Below are 19998 nucleotides of genomic sequence, written 5' to 3' on the forward strand. Positions count from 1 at the left end.
TGCGTCAGGCGCGGTGCCGGGCGGCGCGCGCGCTGGCCGCGAGCCGCAGCAGGGTGTCGACGTGGGCATCGATGCCGGGATCGTAATCGAGCAGGCCCAGCGGGTTCGCCAGCCGAGCCTGGCCGTTGCGCACGGACTCGACCGCGGCGCGGATGGCGTGGTCCAGCGTCTCGGGGCGCGCGCGCGAGAACGCATGCACCGCTTGCGGCCGGATGACCTCCAGGCAGGCGATATTGTCGGCAAAGACCAGCGGCGTGCCGCACAGCACCGATTCCACGCCCACCAGCCCGAACGGCTCATAGCCCGACGCCAGGATGGTGAAGTCGGCGGCGCGGTAGAGCGCGTCGATGCGGCTGCTGTAGCCCAGCTCGCGCACGCGCGCGATGGTGCGTCCGACCGGGCGGCCCGCCACCGCCAGCGTGATCGGCAGGTCCGACTTCGAAAAATAGTCGGCCAGCAGGTCGAAACCCTTGCGTGCATGGCCCGACGACGGAAACAGGAACACGATCTCGTCGTCGCCGAAGCCGAACTCGCGCCGCAGCGCGGCGCGCGCCGCGGTGTCAACCGGGGTGAAGCGCTGCGTGTCGACCGGGGGGTAGACCAGCTCGACGCGCTCGGGCGCGATCCCGTACAACTCGATCACTTCCCGCCGCATCAGCGCGGAATGCGCCACCACGCGGTGCGCGCCGGCATATTGCGCGCTTTCCAGTGCGATCTGCCACTGGTCCGAGCGCCGCGCCGGCGTGCCGCGCGCGGCCAGATAGCCGCGATGCGTGCCGCCGCAGATGGCGATATCGGAACCGCGCACGCGGTTGCAGCCGATCAGCACTTCGTCGCCATCGCGGCGCGCCTGCAGCCGCCACGAGAAATAGCGGTCGCGCAGCTTGCCCGGCAGCCAAGACACCACGATCCGGTGCGCGGCAACCCCCGCGGATGCCGCCACGCCAGCGTCGAAACGGCGCGCGTAGACCGAGACTTCGGTATCGGCGCGCCGCGCCATGGCCCGGCTGATGTCGAGCGCGTAGCGCTCCAGGCCGCCACCGGCGCCGAAGCGATTGCAGGAGATGCCAACTTTCATCGATCGAGAAGGTAGGGGATAGGGCGGCGCGCGACCGCGTCGAGCGCTTTAGCCGGCAGCCTTGCTTTGCGCCGCGGCGTGCAATTGCGCCAGCTTGGCGTACTTGTAGTAGCTGGCCTGCGCATTCATCAGCGCCACGCCGAAGCCGGCGCCGCCGTCGAGGAAGCCGCGCTTGAGCAGGTAGGTGCGCACGAACGCCCACAGGCCGTGGCCCGCGGCGGATGCGACCGAGCTGCGCTTGCCGCGCGCATAGGCCTGCTGGGCGCCCGCGCTGGAATAGCTGTCGATCTTGCGCAGCACGTCCGACAGCGAGCGGTAGCTGTAGTGGACCAGCGGCTCGCGCAGCCGTGTGATCGGGTCGTCCACCTGCAGGTGTTCGTGCACAAGGTCGTCGGTGAAGCGGCCGCGGCCGTTGCGGAAGACCCGGGTGACGTAATCCGGATACCAGCCCGCGTGGCGCACGAAGGTGCCGCAGAATGCGGACAGGCGCGGCAGCGCAAGCGCCTGCGCATCGGCCTGGCGCAAGTGGCTCAGGATCTCGTCGCGCAGCGCGGGGGGGACGCGTTCATCGGCGTCCAGGCTGAGGATCCAGTCCCCGCTGGCGGCCCGGACCGCGCGGTTTTTCTGCGGGCCGAAGCCCGGCCAATCGTCGGTCTGGATCACGGTGGCGCCGGCGGCACGCGCGATCGCCACCGTGTCGTCCGTGCTGGCCCAATCCACTATAATCGCCTCTTCGCACCAGGACACGCTTTCAAGGCATGGCCCGATATTGTGAGCTTCATTCCTGGTAATGATGACGGCGGAGACTCTCATGGAACGTAGGGGCGCGCCCCGGTCGGGCCAGGCCGGCAGGTCGCCGGCGTCGCCGCCAGCCGGGCGCTGATGGAAGAGCGCGTATTCTACCGCACCGGCGTAGTGGCTCCGCAGCCTCCCGCCGCCTCGCGCGGGCGCGCGCCGGCGCGTGCCAAAGCCGAAATCTCAGTTGCCAAGTTGATGAAAACAGCACATTGGTCCCGACCCACAGGGATGGAAACCGTTTTATCCCTGCAGGCGTGTGCCGCATCGACCTTCCTTTGGCGCCGGTTCGGCCAGCACGCGGTGGCGGCATGATCGGCGCCTATGTCATCAATCTCGAAGCCGCCGAGGCCCGCCGGCAGCGCATTGCCGGCCAGCTGACGCGTCTCGGGGTGCCCTTCCAGGTGTTCCCCGCCGTGAACGGACGCGCCTTGTCCGAGGACGAAGTCGCGCGCCGCTACGATGCCCATGCCGCCAGCGCCAGCTATCGCCCGATGAGCCGCGGCGAGATCGGCTGCGCGCTGAGCCACCTCGGGGTCTACCGCAAGATGCTCGAAGACGGCGCCAGCCTGGCCCTGGTGCTGGAAGACGACGCGCTGCTGGGCGATGACGTGCCGGCGGTGCTGGCGGCGCTGGCGTCGCAGATGGACCCCGCCAGCCCTGACGTGGTGCTGCTGTCGCATGTCGACAAATTTACCCGCTGGGGCACCAGACCGCTCGGTGCGCAACGCAAGCTGGTGCGGCGCTATGGCGAATGGTGGCGCGCGCATGGCTATGTCGTTACCCGCGCTGCCGCCGAACGCCTGCTGGCGGGACTGCAGCCAGCCTGGTGCGCGGCCGACTACTGGTCCGCGTTCGAGCGGCGCGGCCTGGTCTCGGTCCGCGCCGTAGTCCCTTATTGCATCGGCCTGACCGAGCTGGCCGAGGCCTCGTCGCTGGAAACGCATCGCGCCGACCTCGACGCCACCGACAAGGCGCGCCGCAGTGTCGGCTATTATCTGCGCCGCTATGTCTACCAGCGCTTCCTGTTCCAGGTCTTGGTCAGGCCCTTCCTGCGCGTCGCGCGCCAGAAGCGGCCGGGCTAGCGCCGTGCCCTGCTGCCGCAACGCCGCCTACACCCAGAAGAAACTTCAGTGACCACATCCAAACCGCCCATTTCGCCAGGTGCCGCCGTGCCGTCCAGCATGGCCAGCCGGCTCTGGTCTTACCTGCGCCCCGAGCTGCGCATCTTCATCGGCGCCATCCTTGCGATGGCGGTGGTGGCCGCCAGCGAGGGGGTGATCCCCAAGGTCGTCAACGACCTGCTCGACAAGGGTTTTGGCGGCGACTACGCCGGCACGCTGTGGCATGTGCCGGCGATCCTGACCGGCGTGGCGCTGATCCGCGGCGTGGCGCAGTTTGCGTCGGGCTACCTGCTCAACCTGATCTCGAACCGCGTGCTGCTGAAGATGCGTCTGCAGATGTTCGAGCGCCTGCTGCAGGCGCCGGCGTCGTTCTTCCACCGCAATACCGCGGCGTCGCTGATCAACGCGGTGATCTTTGAGGTCAACCAGGTGCTGCAGATCCTGACCAGCGTATTCATTACGCTGGTGCGGGATTCGCTGACCGTGGTGGCGCTGCTGATCTACCTGTTCTACACCAACTGGCGCCTGACGCTGATCGTGGCGGTGATCCTGCCGGTGATTGGCTACCTGATGTCGAAGATCAACCGCCGGCTGCGCAAGCTCAACCGCGACCACCAGGCCTATACCAACAACGCCGCCTATGTCGTGGAAGAGGCGGTCGGCGGCTACAAGGTGGTCAAGCTGCATGGTGGCGAGGCCTATGAGCTGGGGCGCTTCCGCACCGTGGCCGAGCGGCTCAAGAACTACTCGATGCGCATGGCGGTGGCGGGCGGGCTGAACCAGCCGGTCACGGCCTTCCTGGCCGCGCTGGCGCTGTCGGTGATCATCACCATCGCCATGGTGCAGGCGCAGGCCAACCAGACCACGGTGGGCGGCTTTACCGGCTTCGTGATGGCGATGCTGCTGCTGATCTCGCCGCTCAAGCACCTGACCGACATCAACCAGCCGCTGACGCGCGGCATCACCGCCGCCGAGATGATCTTCCGGTTGATCGACGAGCCGGTCGAGCCGCAGGATGGCGGCAAGCCCCTGGGCCGTGCCCGCGGCGAGCTGGCCTTCGAGCAGGTCGGCTTCCGCTATGGCGAGGCGCCGCGCGCCGCGCTGGACGGCATCGACCTGCGCGTCAGCCCCGGCGAGGTGGTGGCGCTGGTGGGCCCGTCGGGCAGCGGCAAGACCACGCTGGTCAACCTGGTGCCGCGCTTCTTCGATCCCACCGCGGGGCGCATCCTGCTGGACGGCATGCCGCTGACCGAGCTGTCGCTGAAGGACCTGCGCAACCAGATCGCTTTCGTCAGCCAGGACGTGGTGCTGTTCAACGACACGGTCGCGGCCAATGTGGCGTATGGCGCCCAGCCCGGCAGCGAGATCGACATGGCCCGCGTCGAGCGCGCGCTGGCGGCGGCCTACCTGACGGAAACGGTCAAGGGCCTGCCCGAGGGCGTCAATACCAATATCGGCGACAACGGCATGAAGCTGTCCGGCGGCCAGCGCCAGCGCCTGGCGATTGCCCGCGCGCTGTACAAGGATGCGCCGATCCTGATCCTGGACGAGGCCACCTCGGCGCTGGACTCGGAATCCGAGCGCCAGGTGCAGGCGGCGCTGGAGGCGCTGATGAAGGGCCGGACCACGCTGGTGATCGCGCATCGGCTGTCGACCATCGAGAATGCCGACCGCATCGCCGTGCTTGACCATGGCCGCGTCGCCGAGACCGGTACCCACGCCCAGCTGCTCGCGGCCAATGGCCTGTACGCCGGGCTGCACCGGATCCAGTTCGCCAGCCGCTAGGCGGTCGCAGACCCACGGCAAAAAGGGCCGGTGCATGCGCACCGGCCCTTTTTTTGTCGCCCTGACGGCGTGATCAGTTGGTGGTAGTGACCTTGGGCAGGACTTCGTCGATGGCGGCCAGCACCTGTGCCCGTTGCGGCACCACGCCGCCGCCGCCCAGCGACACCGCGCGACCCGGCGCATCGACGCCGTAAAGGTGGCGCGAGGTGGTGGTGAACAGGATCACCGTGGGCCGGCGCAGCGCGTCGGCAATGTGCACAAAGCCGGTATCCATGCCGACCACCAGCGAGGCCTTGCCCACCATCTGCGCCACGCCGGTGATGCTCAGGCGCGGCATGACTTCGGCACCGGGCACGCTGGCCGCGATGGTTTCCGCTTCCTTTCTTTCGGCGTCATTGCCCCACGGCACCAGCACGCGCAGCCCGCGCGCCGCGATCGCGCTGCCGACGCTGATCCAGTCGGCCACCGGCCACTTTTTTTCCTCGCTGGAGGTGGCGTGGAACAGCATGGCGTATGGGCCCTTGGCGGCCGCGGCGGGCGTGTCCGCCGGCATTTGAAGGCCGTAGTCCATCTCCCGGGTCATTTCGTAGCCGAGCGCGCGGCTCACTGCGCGGCGCATGCGATTGCGCGCGCAATCCTCTTCCACGAACGGCTGGAACACATGGTTGTAGGCGAAGCGCGCACCGCTCTCGCCGAGTTCCTGGACGGGGTAGCCATAACGATGGCGCGTGCGGGCGAGGAAGGTGACGATGGCGCTCTTGTAGACGCCGTGGACGTCCAGCACCGCATCGTATTGCTCGCGGCGCAACGCGCGCAGCGCACTGAAGATCGCGCGCAGGCCGGCCCAGCTGCGCGCCTTCTTGAAGCCGCGCAGCGGTGCGACGATCACACGATCGATATTCGGGTTCCAGCGTGGCACGTCGGCGCAGTAGGAGTCGGCGATCCAGTCGATCTTGACGCCGGGAAAGGCCCGCTGCAGGTCAGCCACCAGCGGCTGGGTGAACACCATGTCGCCGAGCGAGGTCAGCTTGACGATGAGAATACGTTTCATCGGGAACAGTAGCGCGGTCCGGGGGGGCCGCCTGGTTCGGAAGGTGCGTAGTATGCCTGATCCGGCGGACCTGTGTCCGTGCGATGCATGGGCCACATGAAGCCCGCCAGCTTGCGCCCGATCCGTTAGTATTGGTGCCAGAAGCCTCACCATGATGACGCCTGCCCAACCGGAGACCACCATGTCAGATTCGGCATTCCCGATCAGCCGCTACCCCATCCCGGCGCTGGCCGACCTCCCCGACGATATCCGCGCGCGCATCGTGGAAGTCCAGGAGAAAGCCGGCTTCGTTCCCAACGTCTTCCTGGCGCTGGCGCACCGGCCCGATGAGTGCCGCGCGTTCTTCGCCTATCACGATGCCCTGATGCTCAAGGAGGGTGGCCTGACCAAGGGCGAGCGCGAGATGATCGTGGTCGCCACGTCCGGCGCCAACCAGTGCCTGTATTGCGTGGTGGCGCATGGCGCGATCCTGCGCATCTATGAGAAGAAGCCGCTGGTCGCGGACCAGGTCGCGGTGAATTACCTGAAGGCCGACATCCCGCCGCGCCAGCGCGCCATGCTCGACTTCGCCATGAAGGTGTGCAAGGCCTCGCATGAAATCGACGAGGCCGACTTCGATGCGCTGCGCGCGCACGGCTTTTCCGACGAGGACGCCTGGGATATTGCCGCGATCACCGCGTTCTTCGGCCTGTCCAACCGCATGGCCAATACCATCGGCATGCGCCCCAACGACGAGTTCTACCTGATGGGCCGCGTGCCAAAGGCAAAGTAGCGTTGCCGCGGTGCCGCAGGCTCAGCGCACTTCGGCGCAGGCACCGCTCTTGGGATCGAACAGCACCGGCCAGGCCTGCTCGTAGATGCCTGGCGTGCAGTGCTTCTCGCAGCGGGCATGGGCCAGCGTCACGCGGCGCGGATCCTGCCAGACCAGCAACTTGCACTGGCTGCCGTCGATGGCTTGCAGTTCGATGTGCGGGGTATCGCGGACCTGGCGGAACTCGGCCAGGTTGAATTCGCAACTGCCGCGCCGCGATACCCACAGCTTCCATTTCAGCGCCCGCACCTCGTTGGCCCTGACATCCATCAGCGCGTCTTCGCGGAAGCCGTCTTCCTCGGTACGCTTGCAGGCGGCGGCAAGGTTGATGACCTTGGGCGCGATCGGCGTGGCGCGCTCCTTGGGCGGCGGCGGCGCTTCGACCTTGGCCTCGGGGGGCGGCGGTGCGCGCCTGGCGATCGGCAATGGCGCGCACGCCACCGATAACAGGAGGGCCAGCACACAGGCTCCATGGTTCGTGGCGTTCATGCCGGACTCCTTGCTTGCCGACCGGCGGCGGCGCGCCGGAACAGCGCGCGCGGACAGCCGGGCGCGGCCTCCGTGCGGAGGCCGCTGACTACCTTGGTTTAGTTATAGCGGATGGCAAACAGAAGTGGGCTAGGGCCAATCCCGAGTCCAGAATGCCCGGCAGTCCGGCATCGGACAGGCGCCTGCCGCGCATCGCGGTTACGTTCGTAAACAGCTTGATACAACGCGGCGCGCGCCCGCATGCTAGCCTCGCTCCACCCTGTCCTTGCCCGTTCCGACATGAAGCCCCGTCTGCTGTTATCCCTGGTGGTCCTGCCCGTGCTCCTCGGCGCCTTCGGCGCCGCCGCCCATGCCGACGACGACTGGGACGACTATGACCATCACCATGGGCGCCACCATGGCCGCTACGACAAGGGCAACGACTACAAGGAAGAATTCTGGGTCGGCAATTGCAAGATCAAGCGCAAGTGGAAGGACAACGGCGAGTATAAGGAAGAGCGCAAGTGCAAGGACCGTCCGGTCGTGTACCAGCCGCCGCCGCCGGTGTATTACCAGCCCGAAGCGGCCTATGTCATCAGCCCGCAGGTGGTGATCCGGCCGTGAAACAATACAGCCCGCCGATTGGCGGGCTGTTTCCATTTGGCGCAGGCGGGTTCACATCAGAATGATGTCGTACTGCTCCTGGTGGAACGTCGATTCCACCTGCAGCGAAATCGGCTTGCCGATGAAGTCGCCCAGCATCGCCAGGTGCTGGCTTTCTTCTTCCAGGAACAAGTCGATCACTTCCTGCGAGGCCAGGATGCGGAACTCGCGCGGGTTGAACTGGCGCGATTCGCGCATGATCTCGCGCAGGATGTCGTAGCAGGCCGTGCGCGGCGTCTTGACCTGGCCCTTGCCCTGGCACACCGGGCATTGTTCGCACAGCACGTGCGCCAGCGACTCGCGCGTGCGCTTGCGCGTCATCTCGACCAGCCCCAGTTGCGAGAAGCTGTTGACGGTGATGCGGGTGCGGTCGCGCGACAGTGCGCGCTTCAGCTCGGACAGCACCGCGTCGCGGTGCTCGACGTTCTCCATGTCGATAAAGTCGATGATGATGATGCCGCCGAGGTTGCGCAGCCGCAGCTGGCGCGCAATGGTATGCGCCGCCTCCAGGTTGGTCTTGAAAATGGTGTCGTCGAAATTGCGCGCGCCCACGTAGCCGCCGGTGTTGACGTCGATGGTCGTCATCGCCTCGGTCTGGTCGATCATCAGGTAGCCGCCCGACTTCAGGTCCACCCGGCGCGACAGCGCCTTCTCGATCTCGGCGTCGATATTGAACAGGTCGAAGATCGGCCGCTCGCCGGTGTAGTGCGACAGGCGCGGCAGCACCGCCGGCGTGTATTCCTTGGCGAACTCCAGCAGCATCTGGTAGTTCTCGCGCGAGTCGATCTGGATCACGCCGGTGGCGTCGTTGATGAAGTCGCGCAGCACGCGCTGGGCCAGGTTCAGGTCCTGGTAGAGCAGGCTGGGGGCGGGCAGCGTGGTGGCGTTCTGGCGGATCGCGCCCCAGATCTTGCGCAAGTAGGCGATATCGTTGCCGAGTTCCTCGTCGGTCGCTTCCTCGGCGATGGTGCGCACGATAAAGCCGCCGCGCTCGTCGGCGGGCACCAGTCCCTGCACGCGGCTGCGCAGCGCCTCGCGGTCGACTTCGCCTTCGATGCGCTGCGAGATGCCGATATGCGGGTCTTGCGGCAAGTACACCAGCGTGCGCCCGGCGATGCTGACCTGCGTCGACAGCCGCGCGCCCTTGGTGCCGATCGGGTCCTTGATCACCTGCACCATCAGCGCCTGGCCTTCGAACAGGGTCTTCTCGATGGCGAGCTGCGGGGTGGAATTGTTGCGGTCGGGGTCGCGCGGATGCCAGATGTCGGCCACATGCAGGAACGCGGCGCGCTCCAGGCCGATGTCGATAAAAGCCGACTGCATGCCGGGCAGCACGCGCACCACCTTGCCCAGGTAGATGTTGCCGACCAGCCCGCGCGTCAGGGTGCGTTCGACATGCAGTTCCTGGACGGCGGCCTGCTGCACGATGGCGACGCGGGTCTCTTGGGGCGTGATGTTGACGAGTATGTCTTCAGTCATAGCGGGTGAAACGCGTCGCCGGAGGCCCGCCGGGTGAGCGGCCGGGTATGCGGCTGGATAAGGTTGACCGGTGAAGTCGCCTGGCGCGAGGGCAGTCTCGCCGATGGCAAGGGGCGCCGCTCAGAACTGCAGGCGCGCCTGCCGAAGTAACGCTGCCGTCTCAAACAAGGGCAAGCCCATGATACCTGAATAGCTGCCTGCAATCCGCGCCACGAACTCGGCCGCGCGGCCCTGGATGCCATAGGCGCCGGCCTTGCCCAGCGGCTCGCCGCTGGCGACGTAGCGCTCGATCTCGGCAGGTTCCAGCGCGCGGAAGGTGACTTCGGAAACCGACAGTGCATGCCGCATGCCGGTGGCGGACACCACCGTCACGGCGGTCAGCACGCGGTGGGTGGTGCCCGACAGCGCGCCCAGCATGGCCGCGGCGTCGGCGCCGTCGGCGGGCTTGCCGAGGATGCGGCCGCCCAGGCAGACCGTGGTATCCGAGGTCAGCACCGGCGCATCGGGCAGCGCGCGGCGTTCGCGGCGGCGCAGCGCGGCTTCGGCCTTGAGCGCGCACACGCGCTGGACATAGTCGTCGGGGGTTTCGTCGGGCAGGACGGCTTCGAGCGCTTCGGCGTCTTCATCGTCGTCGGCCAGCAGCAGTGCGTAGCGCACCCCGAGCTGGGTCAGCAGCTCGCGGCGGCGCGGGCTTTGCGAGGCGAGGTAGAGGTAGTCGTGCAGGGTGTCGGGCATCGCGGCGGGGGCCTTCCGGCGACGGCCGGGATCAGGCCCGATGATAGGGGTGGTTCTGCGTGACGGACCACGCGCGGTACAACTGCTCGGCCAGCAGCACGCGCACCATGCCGTGCGGCAGGGTCAGGCTGGACAGCCGGATCAGGGTGCTGGCGCGGGTCTTGAGCGCGGGATCGAGCCCGTCGGCGCCGCCGATCAGGAAGGCCACGTCGCCGCCCTCGCGCTGCCAGTCGGTCAGCTGCGCGGCCAGTTGCACCGTGGTGAAGTCGCGGCCGCGTTCATCCAGCGCCACGATGCGGCACTGCTTCGACAGGCTGCCCAGCACCGTCTCGATGCGCGCGGCTTCGCGCTGCATCACGGTGGCGGCGTTATTGCTGGACGAGCGGGTCTCGGGTTTGACCTCGCGCAGCTCGATGCGCAGCTCGGGCGGCATGCGCTTGGCGTATTCGCTGAAGCCGGTTTCGATCCAGCCGGGCATCTTGTGGCCGACGGCCACGATCACCAGTTGCATGGGTCAGACGATGCGGTGCTGCGGCGCGGCCGCCGTACGGCCGCGCCCCGGGCTCAGGCCGAGCGGGTGGCGCGCTTGCGCGCGGCCGGCTTGGCCGCGGCGGTGCGGGCGGGTGCCTTCTTGGCCGCGGTCTTGGTGGCGGTCTTGGTGGCAGTCTTGGTCGCGGTCTTGCGCGCGGTGGTGCCTGCAGCGGTCTTGCGCGGTGCCGCGGCACGGGTGCCGGTGGCCTTGGTGGCAGGCGACTTGGCGGCGGCCTTGCGGGCCGGCTTGCGGATGGTGGCGATGGCGTCCGCGTCGGTGTCCTCATGGCCCATCGGCGGCGAGGGCTCCTTCATGCCTTCGGGCAGGCGCGCCAGCGCCGGTCGCAGGTTGCTGGCACGGCGCACTGTGCGCACCGGGGCCTCGTCCTCGTCTTCGTCCATGGGCTCGCTGGCCTTGGCCAGGCGGGCACCGGCGGCCAGCTTCATGCGCACCGGCTTGTCGCCCCAGATCTCTTCGAGGTTGTAGTACAGGCGCAGTTGCGGCTGCAGGATGTGAACCACGGCGTCGCCGCAGTCGACCAGCACCCATTCGCCGGTTTCCAGGCCCTCGACCGCCACGATATGGCCGCCCGCTTCCTTTACCGTATCCCGCACCGACGCTGCCAGCGCCTTGGTCTGGCGGTTGGAGGTCCCGCTGGCAATCACCACCCGGTCGAACAGTTCCGTCAGGTGGCTGGTGTCGTACACCTTGATGTCCTGCGCTTTGACATCCTCGAGGCCGTCGACGATGGCGCGTTGCAGTTTACGAATATCCATGGGTGTCTTCTTGTTCAGCTCAGATCGGTTTGGGGGTGGGCGCCGGGGTCGATGCAACCCTGGTCATGCCCGGGCCGGGGCGTTGCGGTACAGCCCGTGGCTGGCAATGTAGTGTGCCACGCCGGGCGGCAGTTGGTCATCTGCCGGCTGGCCGGCTGCCAGCCGCTGGCGCAGATGGGTGGAAGAGAGGTCGACGGCGAGCGTCTGGTCGATCCACATCCGGCCGGAGGGCGTGCATTGTATCAGGTGCGTGTCAGCCTGGCGCTCGGCCAGCGCGGCCAGCACCGGACCCTCCAGCGCCGCCAGCGCAAAGCGCGGCCGTGTCGCAGTGCACAAGTGCACGTGCGCGAACAGTTCCTGCCAGCCATGCCAGGTGTGCAGGCGCAGCAGCTGGTCGGCGCCCATCAGCCAGCACAGCGAGGCCTCGGGGCCGTATTCGTCGCGCAGCTGGCGCACCGTGTCGATGGTGTAGCTGGGGCCGGCGCGATCGACTTCCATGCGGCTGACGCGGACCCTGGCGCCGCTGTCGCCGAGCGCCGCCGCGGCCAGTTCCGTCATCGCCAGGCGGTCGGCGGCCGGGGTCACCTCGTCGCCCTTCTGCCAGGACTGGCCGGTGGGAATCCACACCAGCTCGTCCAGGCCCAGATGGTCGATGCACAGCCGCGCCAGCGCCAGGTGCCCGACGTGGGGCGGATCGAAGGTGCCGCCCAGGATACCCAGGCGGTAGGGGCGGGCGGCGGCGGCTTGCGGCGATGCGCCCGCGTCGGCGGCGGGCATGCGGGGGTGCGCGGGATGGGCCATGGGTCAGCCGTCAGGCCCAGTCGCGCGCTGGCAGGAAATCGGTGTACAGCGCCGCTTCGGGGCTGCCCGGTTCCGGTTGCCAGTCATAGCGCCAGGTTACTTGCGGCGGCATCGACATCAGGATGGATTCGGCGCGTCCGCCCGACTGCAGGCCGAACAGCGTGCCGCGGTCGAACACCAGGTTGAACTCGACGTAGCGTCCGCGCCGGTAGGCCTGGAAATCGCGCTCGCGCTCGCCGTAGGGCGTGTCCTTGCGGGCCTGCAGGATCGGCAGGTAGGCCGCCAGGAAGGCGTCGCCGACCGCTTGCATCATGGCGAAGCTGCGCGCGAAGCCCAGCGCCGAGAAGTCGTCGAAGAAGATGCCGCCGATGCCGCGCGCCTCGTTGCGGTGCTTCAGGAAGAAGTACTCGTCGCACCACTGCTTGAAGCGGGGATAGAGTTCGTCGCCGAAGGGCGCCAGCGCCTGCTGGCAGGTGCGGTGGAAATGCGTGCAGTCGTCGGCGTTGCCGTAGTAGGGCGTCAGGTCCATGCCGCCGCCGAACCACCAGACCGGCTCGGCCCCCGGCTTGACTGCCAGGAAGCAGCGCACGTTCATATGCACCGTGGGCACGTAGGGGTTGCGCGGATGGAACACCAGCGACACGCCCATGGCCTCGAAGCTGCGCCCCGCCAGCTCGGGGCGGTTGGCGGTGGCCGATGGCGGCAGGGTGTCGCCGCTGACGTGCGAGAAGCCCACGCCGGCGCGCTCCATCACCGCGCCGCCCTCCAGGATGCGGGTGCGGCCGCTGCCGCGCAGGCGTTCGGTGGGCGGTTTCTCCCAGGCGTCGGTCAGGAACGGCTGGCCGTCGATGGCACCGATGGCGTCGGTGATGCGGTCTTGCAGACCGAGCAGATAGGCACGGACTGCCTGGGAATCGATCATGGTGGGCTGAATCGGATAAACCGACGAATGGACCGGCCGGATGGCAGTCCGGCAGCCTCTGGCTGCCGGGTGCGTCACAGCATTGTCACGATTGTACTGGCTGGGCGGCCGCTTGGTCGCCCGGGCCGCGGCTGGCCAGTCAGCGCTTGATGGCGCGGTAACCGATATCGGTCCGGTACTGCATGCCGTCGAAGCGGATCTGCTCGACCGCGGCATAGGCGGCGCGCTGCGCGGCCTTGACGGTGTCGGCCAGGCCGACCACGCACAGCACGCGCCCGCCCGAGGTCAGCAGGGTGCCGTCCTTGAGCGTGGTGCCGGCGTGGAAGGTCACGCTGTCGTCGGTCTCGGCCGGGATGCCGGTGATGGCATCGCCCTTGCGCGGGCTGTCCGGATAGCCGTGCGCGGCCATCACCACGCCCAGCGCGGTGCGGCGGTCCCAGTCCAGCTCGATGCTGTCGAGCTTGCCGGAGACGGCGGCTTCCATCACGTCGACCAGGTCGGTCTTCAGGCGCGCCAGGATCGGCTGGGTTTCCGGATCGCCCATGCGGCAGTTGAATTCCAGCGTCTTCGGATTGCCGTCCTTGTCGATCATCAGGCCGGCGTAGAGGAAGCCGGTGTACGGGATGCCGTCCTTTTCCATGCCGCGCACGGTGGGCAGGATGATCTCGCGCAGCGCGCGCGCGTGCAGCGCGGGCGTGACCACCGGCGCCGGCGAATACGCGCCCATGCCGCCGGTGTTGGGGCCGGCGTCGGCATCCAGCAGGCGCTTGTGGTCCTGGCTGGTGGCCAGCGCCAGCACGTTCTTGCCGTCGACCAGCACGATAAAGCTGGCTTCCTCGCCGTCCAGGAACTCTTCGATCACCACGCGCGCGCCGGCGTCGCCGAGCTTGTTGTCAGCCAGCATCATGTCGACCGCGGTGTGCGCTTCTTCCAGCGACATCGCCACCACCACGCCCTTGCCCGCGGCCAGGCCGTCGGCCTTGATCACGATCGGGGCGCCCTGGGCGTCGATGTAGGCGTGCGCCTGGGTGGCGTCGGAGAAGGTCTGGTAAGCGGCGGTCGGGATGCCGTGGCGCTCCATGAACGCCTTGGCGAAGTCCTTGGACGATTCCAGCTGCGCGGCAGCCTGGGTCGGCCCGAAGATGCGCAGGCCCTTGGCGCGGAAGATATCGACGATGCCGGCGGCCAGCGGGGCCTCGGGGCCGACCACGGTGAAGGCCACGCCCTCGCGCTCGGCAAAGGCGGCGATGACCTCGGGGTCGGTCAGCGGAACATTCTGCAGGCGCTTGTCGAGCGCGGTCCCGCCGTTGCCCGGTGCGACGTACACCACCTGCACCTTGGGCGACTGGGCCAATTTCCAGGCCAGCGCGTGTTCACGTCCACCCGAGCCGACAACCAATACTTTCATGATCCACTGCCAGAAAAGAAACGCATGCAAAAAGGCGGCAGCTGGGTCTTGTTAGCCGGGCTGCCGCCGTTGGGGAGCTTGTTACCGTTTTAGTCTTCGATCACCGCGTTGGTGAAGACTTCCTGCACATCGTCCAGGTTTTCCAGGGCGTCGAGCAGTTTCTGCATCTTGGCCGCATCGTCGCCGCCGAAGCTGACTTCGTTCTGCGGCTTCATCACCACGTCGGCCACTTCCGCCTTGAAACCGGCGGCTTCGAGGGCCGCCTTGACCGCCGAAAAATCGTTGGGCGGGCAGGTGACCTCGATCGAGCCGTCATCGTTGGTGACGACGTCGTCGGCGCCGGCCTCGAGCGCGGCTTCCATCAGCTTGTCTTCCGGCGTACCCGGCGCAAACAGGAACTGGCCGCAATGGGTGAACATGAACGCCACCGAACCCTCGGTGCCCATGTTGCCGCCATGCTTGGAGAACGCGTGGCGCACTTCGGCCACGGTGCGGGTGCGGTTGTCGGTCAGGCAATCGACGATGATCGCCGCGCCGGCCAGGCCGTAGCCCTCGTAGCGGATTTCTTCGTAGTTGGCGCCTTCCATGCCGCCCACGCCGCGCTGGATCGCGCGCTGGATATTGTCCTTGGGCATGTTGGCGTCCATGGCCTTGTCGATCGACAGGCGCAGGCGCGGGTTGGAGTCGACATCACCGCCGCCGAGCTTCGCGGCCACGGTGATTTCCTTGATCAGGCGGGTCCAGATCTTGCCGCGCTTGGCGTCTGCGGCGGCTTTCTTGTGTTTGATATTGGCCCATTTCGAGTGACCGGCCATGATTCTCTCCGAAGCGGAATGCGGTGATCTGCGGTGATGTTGTGCGGGGTCGCCAGGCGCGCCGGGCCGCCTCAGCAAGGCGGGCGGGCAGCGCGCGCCAGGTGACGGATATGCCTGGCGGCTGGCTATAATCAGCCCAGGATTTTATCACGCGGACCTGCCTGCGCCGCCCAGACCCGACCGACCCCTCACGGAATCCAGGAACACCATGGCCGACCCCATCCTCATCGCCAAGAACGCCGAACATGAACTGGTGCTGCTGCCGCAGATGGGCAACCGGCACGGACTCATCACCGGCGCCACCGGCACAGGCAAGACCGTTACGCTGCAAACGCTGGCGCAGGGCTTCTCGCGCCTGGGCGTGCCGGTGTTCATGGCGGACGTCAAAGGTGACCTGACCGGCATTTCGCAGGCGGGCCAGCCATCCGGCAAGCTCAAGCAACGGCTGGCCGACCTGAACCTGCCCGAGCCGGTGTGGGGCGGCTGCCCCACCACGTTGTGGGACGTGTTCGGCGAGAAGGGACACCCGGTGCGCGCCACGGTCTCACACATGGGGCCACTGCTGCTGTCGCGCATGCTCGAACTGAACGACACCCAGCAGGGCGTGCTGAACCTGGTGTTCCGCATTGCCGACGCCAACGGCCTGCTGCTGCTCGACGCCAAGGACCTGCGCGCCATGCTGCAGTACGTCGGCGACAACGCCGCGCAGTTCACCACCGAATACGGCAACATCTCGGCTGCCTCGGTCGGCGCGATTCAGCGCGGGCTGGTCGCGCTGGAATCGCAGGGCGGTGACGTCTTCTTCGGCGAGCCCATGCTGAACCTGGAAGACTTCATCCAGACTGAGAAAGGCCAGGGTGTGGTCAATATCCTGGCCGCCGACAAGCTGATGAACGCGCCGCGGCTGTACGCGACCTTCCTGCTGTGGATGCTGTCCGAACTGTTCGAGAAGCTGCCCGAGGCCGGCGACCTGGACCAGCCCAAGCTGGTGTTCTTCTTCGACGAGGCCCACCTGCTGTTCAACGATGCGCCCAAGGCGCTGCTCGACAAGATCGAGCAGGTGGTGCGGCTGGTGCGCTCCAAGGGCGTGGGCGTGTACTTCGTCACGCAGAACCCGGTCGATATCCCCGACACCGTGCTGGGCCAGCTGGGCAACCGCGTGCAGCATGCGCTGCGCGCCTTCACCCCGCGCGACCAGAAGGCGGTCAAGGTGGCGGCCACCACCATGCGCGCCAATCCGAAGCTGGACCTGGAAACTGCCATCGGCGAACTGGGCGTGGGCGAGGCGCTGGTGTCGTTCCTGGACGCCAAGGGCACGCCCTGCGTGACCGAGCGAGCGTGGGTGCTGGCGCCTGGCAGCCGCATCGGCCCGGCGACGGAGGACGAACGCAAGCAACTGATCGCCAACTCGCTGGTGGCGGGCACGTACGAGAAGACCGTCGACCGCGAGTCCGCCTACGAAAAGCTGCGCGGCAGCGTGCCGACCGTGGCGAATGGCGGCAAGGGCGCGGGCGGCGCGCCGGCCGGGCAGCCCGCCGAGCAGGACAGCGGCTGGCTCGGCACTGCCGGCGAAATCTTCGGCACGCTGACCAAGGGCACCGGCAAGAGCGGCCGCGGCGATTCGATCCTGGAATCGATGGCCAAGTCGGCCGCGCGCACGGTGGGCTCACAGGTCGGGCGCGAGCTGATTCGCGGGGTGCTGGGGAGTTTGCTGGGGAAAAAGAAGTAAGGGCGGTTCAAGCAACCCCCGCGGGGTTCATTCGTGTGCCGCCTCGCGCCCCTTGGCCGCTTCAGCATCCTCGCGCATCTTGCGCGCGAACATGCGGGCGAAGAACCAGCCCATGCCGATGATGAAGACGATCACGCCCAGGCTCATCAGCCCGGTGCTGGTACTGAACAGGATCTTGAAGGCTTCCATGCGCGGCTCCCTTTGCGTTGGCAGTGGCGCGCGGCGAGGGCTCGCCGGCGCGTGCCGCCAGTGTAGGGATCCGGCCGGCGCGGGCTATTGAGGCCGGTCAAGCGCCGGCCAGCCCGCTCTCGCGCGGTCAGTTCTTGGTGCCGAACAGCCGGTCGCCGGCATCGCCCAGACCGGGCACGATATACGCGTCGGCATCCAGATGGCTGTCGAGCGAGGCGACGAACAGCTTTACGCCCGGATGCGCCTTCTGGAACACTTCAACGCCCTCGGGTGCCGCCACCAGCGCGACGAAGGTGATGGCCTCGTCCTTGACGCCGCGGCGCTTGAGCACTTCCACCGCGTGCGCGGCCGAATAGCCGGTGGCTACCATCGGGTCGCACAGGATGAAGCTGCGGTCTTCCAGCGCCGGCAGGCGCACCAGGTATTCCACCGGCCGATGCTGCTCGTCGCGGTACACGCCGATATGGCCGATACGTGCCGACGGGATCAGCTCGACCAGTCCGTCGCTCATGCCCACGCCCGCGCGCAGCACCGGCACGATGGTCAGCTTCTTGCCGGCGATCACCGGCGCGTCCAGCTCGACCAGCGGCGTTTCGATGCGGCGCGTGGTCAGCGGCAGGTTGCGGGTGATCTCGTAGCCCATCAGCAGCGTGATCTCGCGCAGCAGTTCGCGGAACGTGCGCGTCGACGTTTCCTTGTCGCGCATGTGCGAGAGCTTGTGCTGGATCAGCGGGTGGTCGAGGATAAACAGGTTGGGAAAGCGCGGATCTTGTTTCATGGCTGGCGGCGAGGGCTCGGCGGGATGGCGAGTGAAGCGGGCGCGGGAAACCGGTTGGACTCGCGCGCCGCGCCGTTGCAGCCGGATTGTAATGGAAGCGCGCCGCCCTGCCGGCGCCATCGGCGCGCGCCCCGGACCGCCGGGCGCCGCCGCTGGCGCATTGCGCTAGTCGAGCGCGCGGTCCTTTGATTCGATGTCGACCATGAAGATGGCCAGCGCCGCGACGGCAAGGAACGAGGAAAGCAGCGCCAGCGCCAGCGTGAACTGGCTGGCCATGATCGGCGCGACGATGGACGGGGCGAACAGGCCGCCAAAGCGCGCCATCGCGCCCGCGGTGCCCATGCCGCTGGCGCGCAGGTCGGTCGGATACACCTCTGGCGTGAAGGCGTACAGTGCGCCCCAGGTGCCGAGCAGCGAAAAGCTCATCAGCAGGGTCGAGCCGATCACCAGCGCCGGGGACTGGCCCAGGCTATAGAGCATGCAGCCCGCCGCACTAAGCAGCAGGAAGCCGATCAGGGTCGGCTTGCGGCCCCAGCGCTCGACGCCGTGCGCCGCCAGCGCGAAGCCCGGCAACTGCACCAGCGCCAGCACGATCAGGAACACCTGCCCGCGCATGAAGCCGAAGCCCTGGCCCGCCAGCTTCACCGGCAGATAGACGAAGACCCCGTAATAGGCGATCGAGATCAGCATCCAGGCGGCCAGCAGGCAGATGGTGCGGCGCCGGCAGCCGGCCGCGAACAGCGCAAACACCGATTTGCGCTCCATTTTCTGCGGCTGCAGCGCGCCGATCTCCACCGACACGCGGTTGGCCGCGGCCACCCGCTGCAGCACCGCGCGCGCCTCGTCCGAGCGCCCCGCCTTGTTCAGGTAGAGCGGCGACTCGGGAACAAAGAAGCGGAACACCACGCCGACCAGCGCCGGGATGCCGGTGACCAGGAAGATCAGGCGCCACGCCTCGTCGCCGCGCGACACCGCGATCAATGCCAGGATAGCCAGCAGGATGGTGCCGACGGCCCAGAACGACTCCAGCAGCACCAGCCAGCGGCCGCGCCGGTCCGAAGGCAGGAACTCGGCCATCATGGTGTAGTCGACCGGCAAGGTGCCGCCGACGCCGATGCCGGTCAGGAAGCGCAGCAGCAGCAGCCACTGGAAGTCGGGCGCGAAGGCCGAGGCGACGCCGCAGATGGCGTCGATGACTACCGCCATCATCAGCACCGGGCGGCGGCCGATGCGGTCGGCCAGGCGGCCGAAGACGAACGCGCCGATCAGCATGCCGACAAAGAACATGGTGCCGGTCTGCAGCGCCGTCGGCACGGGGATGCCGAAGGTCGCCGCAATCGACGGCGCGGTGAAGCCGATCGACAGCACCTGCATCGCGTCGGCGAGCCAGACCAGGCCGAATATGACGAAGAGCCGATACTGGAACCGGCCGACGCCGGCCGCGCGGATGCCTTGCTCGATCGTGATGGGTTGCGACGACGCTGCGCGCGCGCTGGGCTGCGGGGCAGAGCCTAGCGTTGCGTCCGGAATGGTCGTGGTGGCCATGGATGAAATGGATGACGACATGTTGTCTACCTGTCTTTATACGCGGGTTCTTGAACTTGGAAGCGCGCGTGGGGCAACGGCAGCGTTGCATCCCGACGTGGCGATGGCTTCCACCTGGCGAGGCTAGAACTAACCCGGTAGCACGCCTGCAACAGCTTCCTGGTACTGATACGACATAGTCACTCCTGGTTGTCTACCTTTGGTTTGTTCAGGCCCGGTCTCCCGGTTGGTCTGGCGGGACTATGCAAGCCCCGGGCCAGCGCGTCCGGTGATGTAAAGGGCCGGTCTTATGGTGTTGTGTTCTTGTCCGCCGCTTGCGGCGCGCCGTCCTTGTGCGGGGAGGCACCGCTGCGTGCCCGTTGGCACTCATGTAGTGGGCACTACATGATCGTTCAGCGTAAGCTACATGAAACTGGCGGGCAAGGCCGAATTGCGGTTTCTCTCCTCGGGGTTTTCCCGCGCGGGTCCTGCCTGGCACAGCGACGGCCGTGCCATGCTCCCGGCGCCGAGGCGC

20 protein-coding genes are annotated in these 19998 nt (G+C 67.6%); 5 read left to right on the forward strand and 15 right to left on the reverse strand.

Annotation, left to right across the window (positions count from 1 at the left end; genetic code table 11):
- Positions 1-4: 4 nt before the first annotated feature.
- Positions 5-1078, reverse strand: a complete 1074-nt coding sequence (locus ACOCMH_RS20755; RefSeq protein ID WP_427312804.1) for a glycosyltransferase family 4 protein — start codon at positions 1076-1078, stop codon at positions 5-7.
- A gap of 48 nt (positions 1079-1126) precedes the next feature.
- Positions 1127-1891 (reverse strand): glycosyltransferase family 2 protein, encoded by a 765-nt coding sequence (locus ACOCMH_RS20760; protein WP_427312805.1) that lies wholly within the window; start codon positions 1889-1891, stop codon positions 1127-1129.
- Between the two features lie 293 nt (positions 1892-2184).
- Here ACOCMH_RS20760 and ACOCMH_RS20765 point away from each other — a divergent pair, with 293 nt between their 5' ends.
- Together ACOCMH_RS20765 and msbA are read left to right on the forward strand one after the other, a co-directional pair.
- Positions 2185-2958: a glycosyltransferase family 25 protein gene (locus tag ACOCMH_RS20765; protein WP_427312806.1), complete on the forward strand. Its 774-nt coding sequence runs from the start codon at positions 2185-2187 to the stop codon at positions 2956-2958.
- A 99-nt stretch (positions 2959-3057) separates the two neighbouring features.
- Positions 3058-4782 carry a lipid A export permease/ATP-binding protein MsbA gene (gene msbA / locus ACOCMH_RS20770; RefSeq protein ID WP_427313334.1) on the forward strand — a complete coding sequence of 575 codons (1725 nt, stop codon included), beginning with the start codon at positions 3058-3060 and terminating at the stop codon, positions 4780-4782.
- 73 nt (positions 4783-4855) lie between these two features.
- On the opposite strand, the gene waaC is transcribed toward msbA, so the two are convergent.
- Positions 4856-5833: a lipopolysaccharide heptosyltransferase I gene (waaC, locus tag ACOCMH_RS20775; RefSeq protein WP_427312807.1), complete on the reverse strand. Its 978-nt coding sequence runs from the start codon at positions 5831-5833 to the stop codon at positions 4856-4858.
- Positions 5834-6014: 181 nt separating this feature from the next.
- On the opposite strand from waaC, the gene ACOCMH_RS20780 reads away from it, so the two are divergent.
- Entirely contained in the window at positions 6015-6605 is a 591-nt protein-coding gene (locus ACOCMH_RS20780) for a peroxidase-related enzyme (protein WP_427312808.1), read from the forward strand.
- Positions 6606-6626: 21 nt separating this feature from the next.
- On the opposite strand, the gene ACOCMH_RS20785 is transcribed toward ACOCMH_RS20780, so the two are convergent.
- Entirely contained in the window at positions 6627-7133 is a 507-nt protein-coding gene (locus ACOCMH_RS20785) for a hypothetical protein (RefSeq protein ID WP_427312809.1), read from the reverse strand.
- A 279-nt stretch (positions 7134-7412) separates the two neighbouring features.
- Here ACOCMH_RS20785 and ACOCMH_RS20790 point away from each other — a divergent pair, with 279 nt between their 5' ends.
- The gene (locus tag ACOCMH_RS20790) at positions 7413-7736 is read left to right on the forward strand and encodes a hypothetical protein (RefSeq protein WP_427312810.1); all 324 of its coding nucleotides are present in this window, start codon (positions 7413-7415) and stop codon (positions 7734-7736) included.
- Positions 7737-7787: 51 nt separating this feature from the next.
- Here ACOCMH_RS20790 and rng read toward each other — a convergent pair whose 3' ends face one another.
- The 8 genes from rng to ACOCMH_RS20830 form a co-directional block, all read right to left on the reverse strand.
- A complete protein-coding gene (gene rng / locus ACOCMH_RS20795; protein ID WP_427312811.1) occupies positions 7788-9254 on the reverse strand; it encodes a ribonuclease G in 1467 nt (488 codons plus the stop codon).
- A 120-nt stretch (positions 9255-9374) separates the two neighbouring features.
- Positions 9375-9989 carry a Maf family protein gene (locus tag ACOCMH_RS20800; protein WP_427312812.1) on the reverse strand — a complete coding sequence of 205 codons (615 nt, stop codon included), beginning with the start codon at positions 9987-9989 and terminating at the stop codon, positions 9375-9377.
- Positions 9990-10020: 31 nt separating this feature from the next.
- Positions 10021-10500 carry a 23S rRNA (pseudouridine(1915)-N(3))-methyltransferase RlmH gene (gene rlmH, locus ACOCMH_RS20805; protein ID WP_427312813.1) on the reverse strand — a complete coding sequence of 160 codons (480 nt, stop codon included), beginning with the start codon at positions 10498-10500 and terminating at the stop codon, positions 10021-10023.
- A 53-nt stretch (positions 10501-10553) separates the two neighbouring features.
- Positions 10554-11297, reverse strand: coding sequence for a ribosome silencing factor (gene rsfS, locus ACOCMH_RS20810; RefSeq protein ID WP_427312814.1), 744 nt, complete (start codon positions 11295-11297; stop codon positions 10554-10556).
- Between the two features lie 63 nt (positions 11298-11360).
- A complete protein-coding gene (locus ACOCMH_RS20815) occupies positions 11361-12074 on the reverse strand; it encodes a nicotinate-nucleotide adenylyltransferase (RefSeq protein ID WP_427312815.1) in 714 nt (237 codons plus the stop codon).
- A gap of 34 nt (positions 12075-12108) precedes the next feature.
- On the reverse strand, positions 12109-13020 hold the full coding sequence (gene hemF / locus ACOCMH_RS20820; protein WP_427312816.1) for an oxygen-dependent coproporphyrinogen oxidase: 912 nt from the start codon (positions 13018-13020) through the stop codon (positions 12109-12111).
- A 139-nt stretch (positions 13021-13159) separates the two neighbouring features.
- Entirely contained in the window at positions 13160-14428 is a 1269-nt protein-coding gene (purD, locus tag ACOCMH_RS20825) for a phosphoribosylamine--glycine ligase (protein WP_427312817.1), read from the reverse strand.
- A gap of 89 nt (positions 14429-14517) precedes the next feature.
- A complete protein-coding gene (locus tag ACOCMH_RS20830; protein ID WP_427312818.1) occupies positions 14518-15243 on the reverse strand; it encodes a YebC/PmpR family DNA-binding transcriptional regulator in 726 nt (241 codons plus the stop codon).
- Between the two features lie 208 nt (positions 15244-15451).
- On the opposite strand from ACOCMH_RS20830, the gene ACOCMH_RS20835 reads away from it, so the two are divergent.
- A complete protein-coding gene (locus ACOCMH_RS20835; RefSeq protein WP_427312819.1) occupies positions 15452-16972 on the forward strand; it encodes a helicase HerA-like C-terminal domain-containing protein in 1521 nt (506 codons plus the stop codon).
- A gap of 27 nt (positions 16973-16999) precedes the next feature.
- On the opposite strand, the gene ACOCMH_RS20840 is transcribed toward ACOCMH_RS20835, so the two are convergent.
- The 3 genes from ACOCMH_RS20840 to ACOCMH_RS20850 form a co-directional block, all read right to left on the reverse strand.
- Positions 17000-17161 carry a DUF3149 domain-containing protein gene (locus ACOCMH_RS20840; RefSeq protein ID WP_171516363.1) on the reverse strand — a complete coding sequence of 54 codons (162 nt, stop codon included), beginning with the start codon at positions 17159-17161 and terminating at the stop codon, positions 17000-17002.
- Between the two features lie 127 nt (positions 17162-17288).
- A complete protein-coding gene (gene upp / locus ACOCMH_RS20845) occupies positions 17289-17939 on the reverse strand; it encodes a uracil phosphoribosyltransferase (RefSeq protein ID WP_012352165.1) in 651 nt (216 codons plus the stop codon).
- 165 nt (positions 17940-18104) lie between these two features.
- A complete protein-coding gene (locus ACOCMH_RS20850; protein ID WP_427312820.1) occupies positions 18105-19505 on the reverse strand; it encodes an MFS transporter in 1401 nt (466 codons plus the stop codon).
- Between the last annotated feature and the right edge of the window lie 493 nt (positions 19506-19998).

The organism is Cupriavidus sp. H39 (genome assembly GCF_050271075.1).
GTDB lineage: Bacteria > Pseudomonadota > Gammaproteobacteria > Burkholderiales > Burkholderiaceae > Cupriavidus > Cupriavidus necator_B.

Bases quoted from the DNA above. Each gene is read 5' to 3' on its own strand.
- ACOCMH_RS20830 (WP_427312818.1), bottom strand. From the start codon at position 15,243: ATGGCCGGTCACTCGAAATGGGCCAATATCAAACACAAGAAAGCCGCC.
- rsfS (WP_427312814.1), bottom strand. From the start codon at position 11,297: ATGGATATTCGTAAACTGCAACGCGCCATCGTCGACGGCCTCGAGGAT.
- rlmH (WP_427312813.1), bottom strand. From the start codon at position 10,500: ATGCAACTGGTGATCGTGGCCGTCGGCCACAAGATGCCCGGCTGGATC.
- purD (WP_427312817.1), bottom strand. From the start codon at position 14,428: ATGAAAGTATTGGTTGTCGGCTCGGGTGGACGTGAACACGCGCTGGCC.
- msbA (WP_427313334.1), top strand. From the start codon at position 3,058: ATGGCCAGCCGGCTCTGGTCTTACCTGCGCCCCGAGCTGCGCATCTTC.
- hemF (WP_427312816.1), bottom strand. From the start codon at position 13,020: ATGATCGATTCCCAGGCAGTCCGTGCCTATCTGCTCGGTCTGCAAGAC.
- rng (WP_427312811.1), bottom strand. From the start codon at position 9,254: ATGACTGAAGACATACTCGTCAACATCACGCCCCAAGAGACCCGCGTC.
- ACOCMH_RS20850 (WP_427312820.1), bottom strand. From the start codon at position 19,505: ATGTCGTCATCCATTTCATCCATGGCCACCACGACCATTCCGGACGCA.
- ACOCMH_RS20780 (WP_427312808.1), top strand. From the start codon at position 6,015: ATGTCAGATTCGGCATTCCCGATCAGCCGCTACCCCATCCCGGCGCTG.
- ACOCMH_RS20760 (WP_427312805.1), bottom strand. From the start codon at position 1,891: ATGAGAGTCTCCGCCGTCATCATTACCAGGAATGAAGCTCACAATATC.
- ACOCMH_RS20765 (WP_427312806.1), top strand. From the start codon at position 2,185: ATGATCGGCGCCTATGTCATCAATCTCGAAGCCGCCGAGGCCCGCCGG.
- ACOCMH_RS20835 (WP_427312819.1), top strand. From the start codon at position 15,452: ATGGCCGACCCCATCCTCATCGCCAAGAACGCCGAACATGAACTGGTG.
- ACOCMH_RS20840 (WP_171516363.1), bottom strand. From the start codon at position 17,161: ATGGAAGCCTTCAAGATCCTGTTCAGTACCAGCACCGGGCTGATGAGC.
- ACOCMH_RS20785 (WP_427312809.1), bottom strand. From the start codon at position 7,133: ATGAACGCCACGAACCATGGAGCCTGTGTGCTGGCCCTCCTGTTATCG.
- ACOCMH_RS20790 (WP_427312810.1), top strand. From the start codon at position 7,413: ATGAAGCCCCGTCTGCTGTTATCCCTGGTGGTCCTGCCCGTGCTCCTC.
- waaC (WP_427312807.1), bottom strand. From the start codon at position 5,833: ATGAAACGTATTCTCATCGTCAAGCTGACCTCGCTCGGCGACATGGTG.
- upp (WP_012352165.1), bottom strand. From the start codon at position 17,939: ATGAAACAAGATCCGCGCTTTCCCAACCTGTTTATCCTCGACCACCCG.
- ACOCMH_RS20800 (WP_427312812.1), bottom strand. From the start codon at position 9,989: ATGCCCGACACCCTGCACGACTACCTCTACCTCGCCTCGCAAAGCCCG.
- ACOCMH_RS20815 (WP_427312815.1), bottom strand. From the start codon at position 12,074: ATGCCCGCCGCCGACGCGGGCGCATCGCCGCAAGCCGCCGCCGCCCGC.
- ACOCMH_RS20755 (WP_427312804.1), bottom strand. From the start codon at position 1,078: ATGAAAGTTGGCATCTCCTGCAATCGCTTCGGCGCCGGTGGCGGCCTG.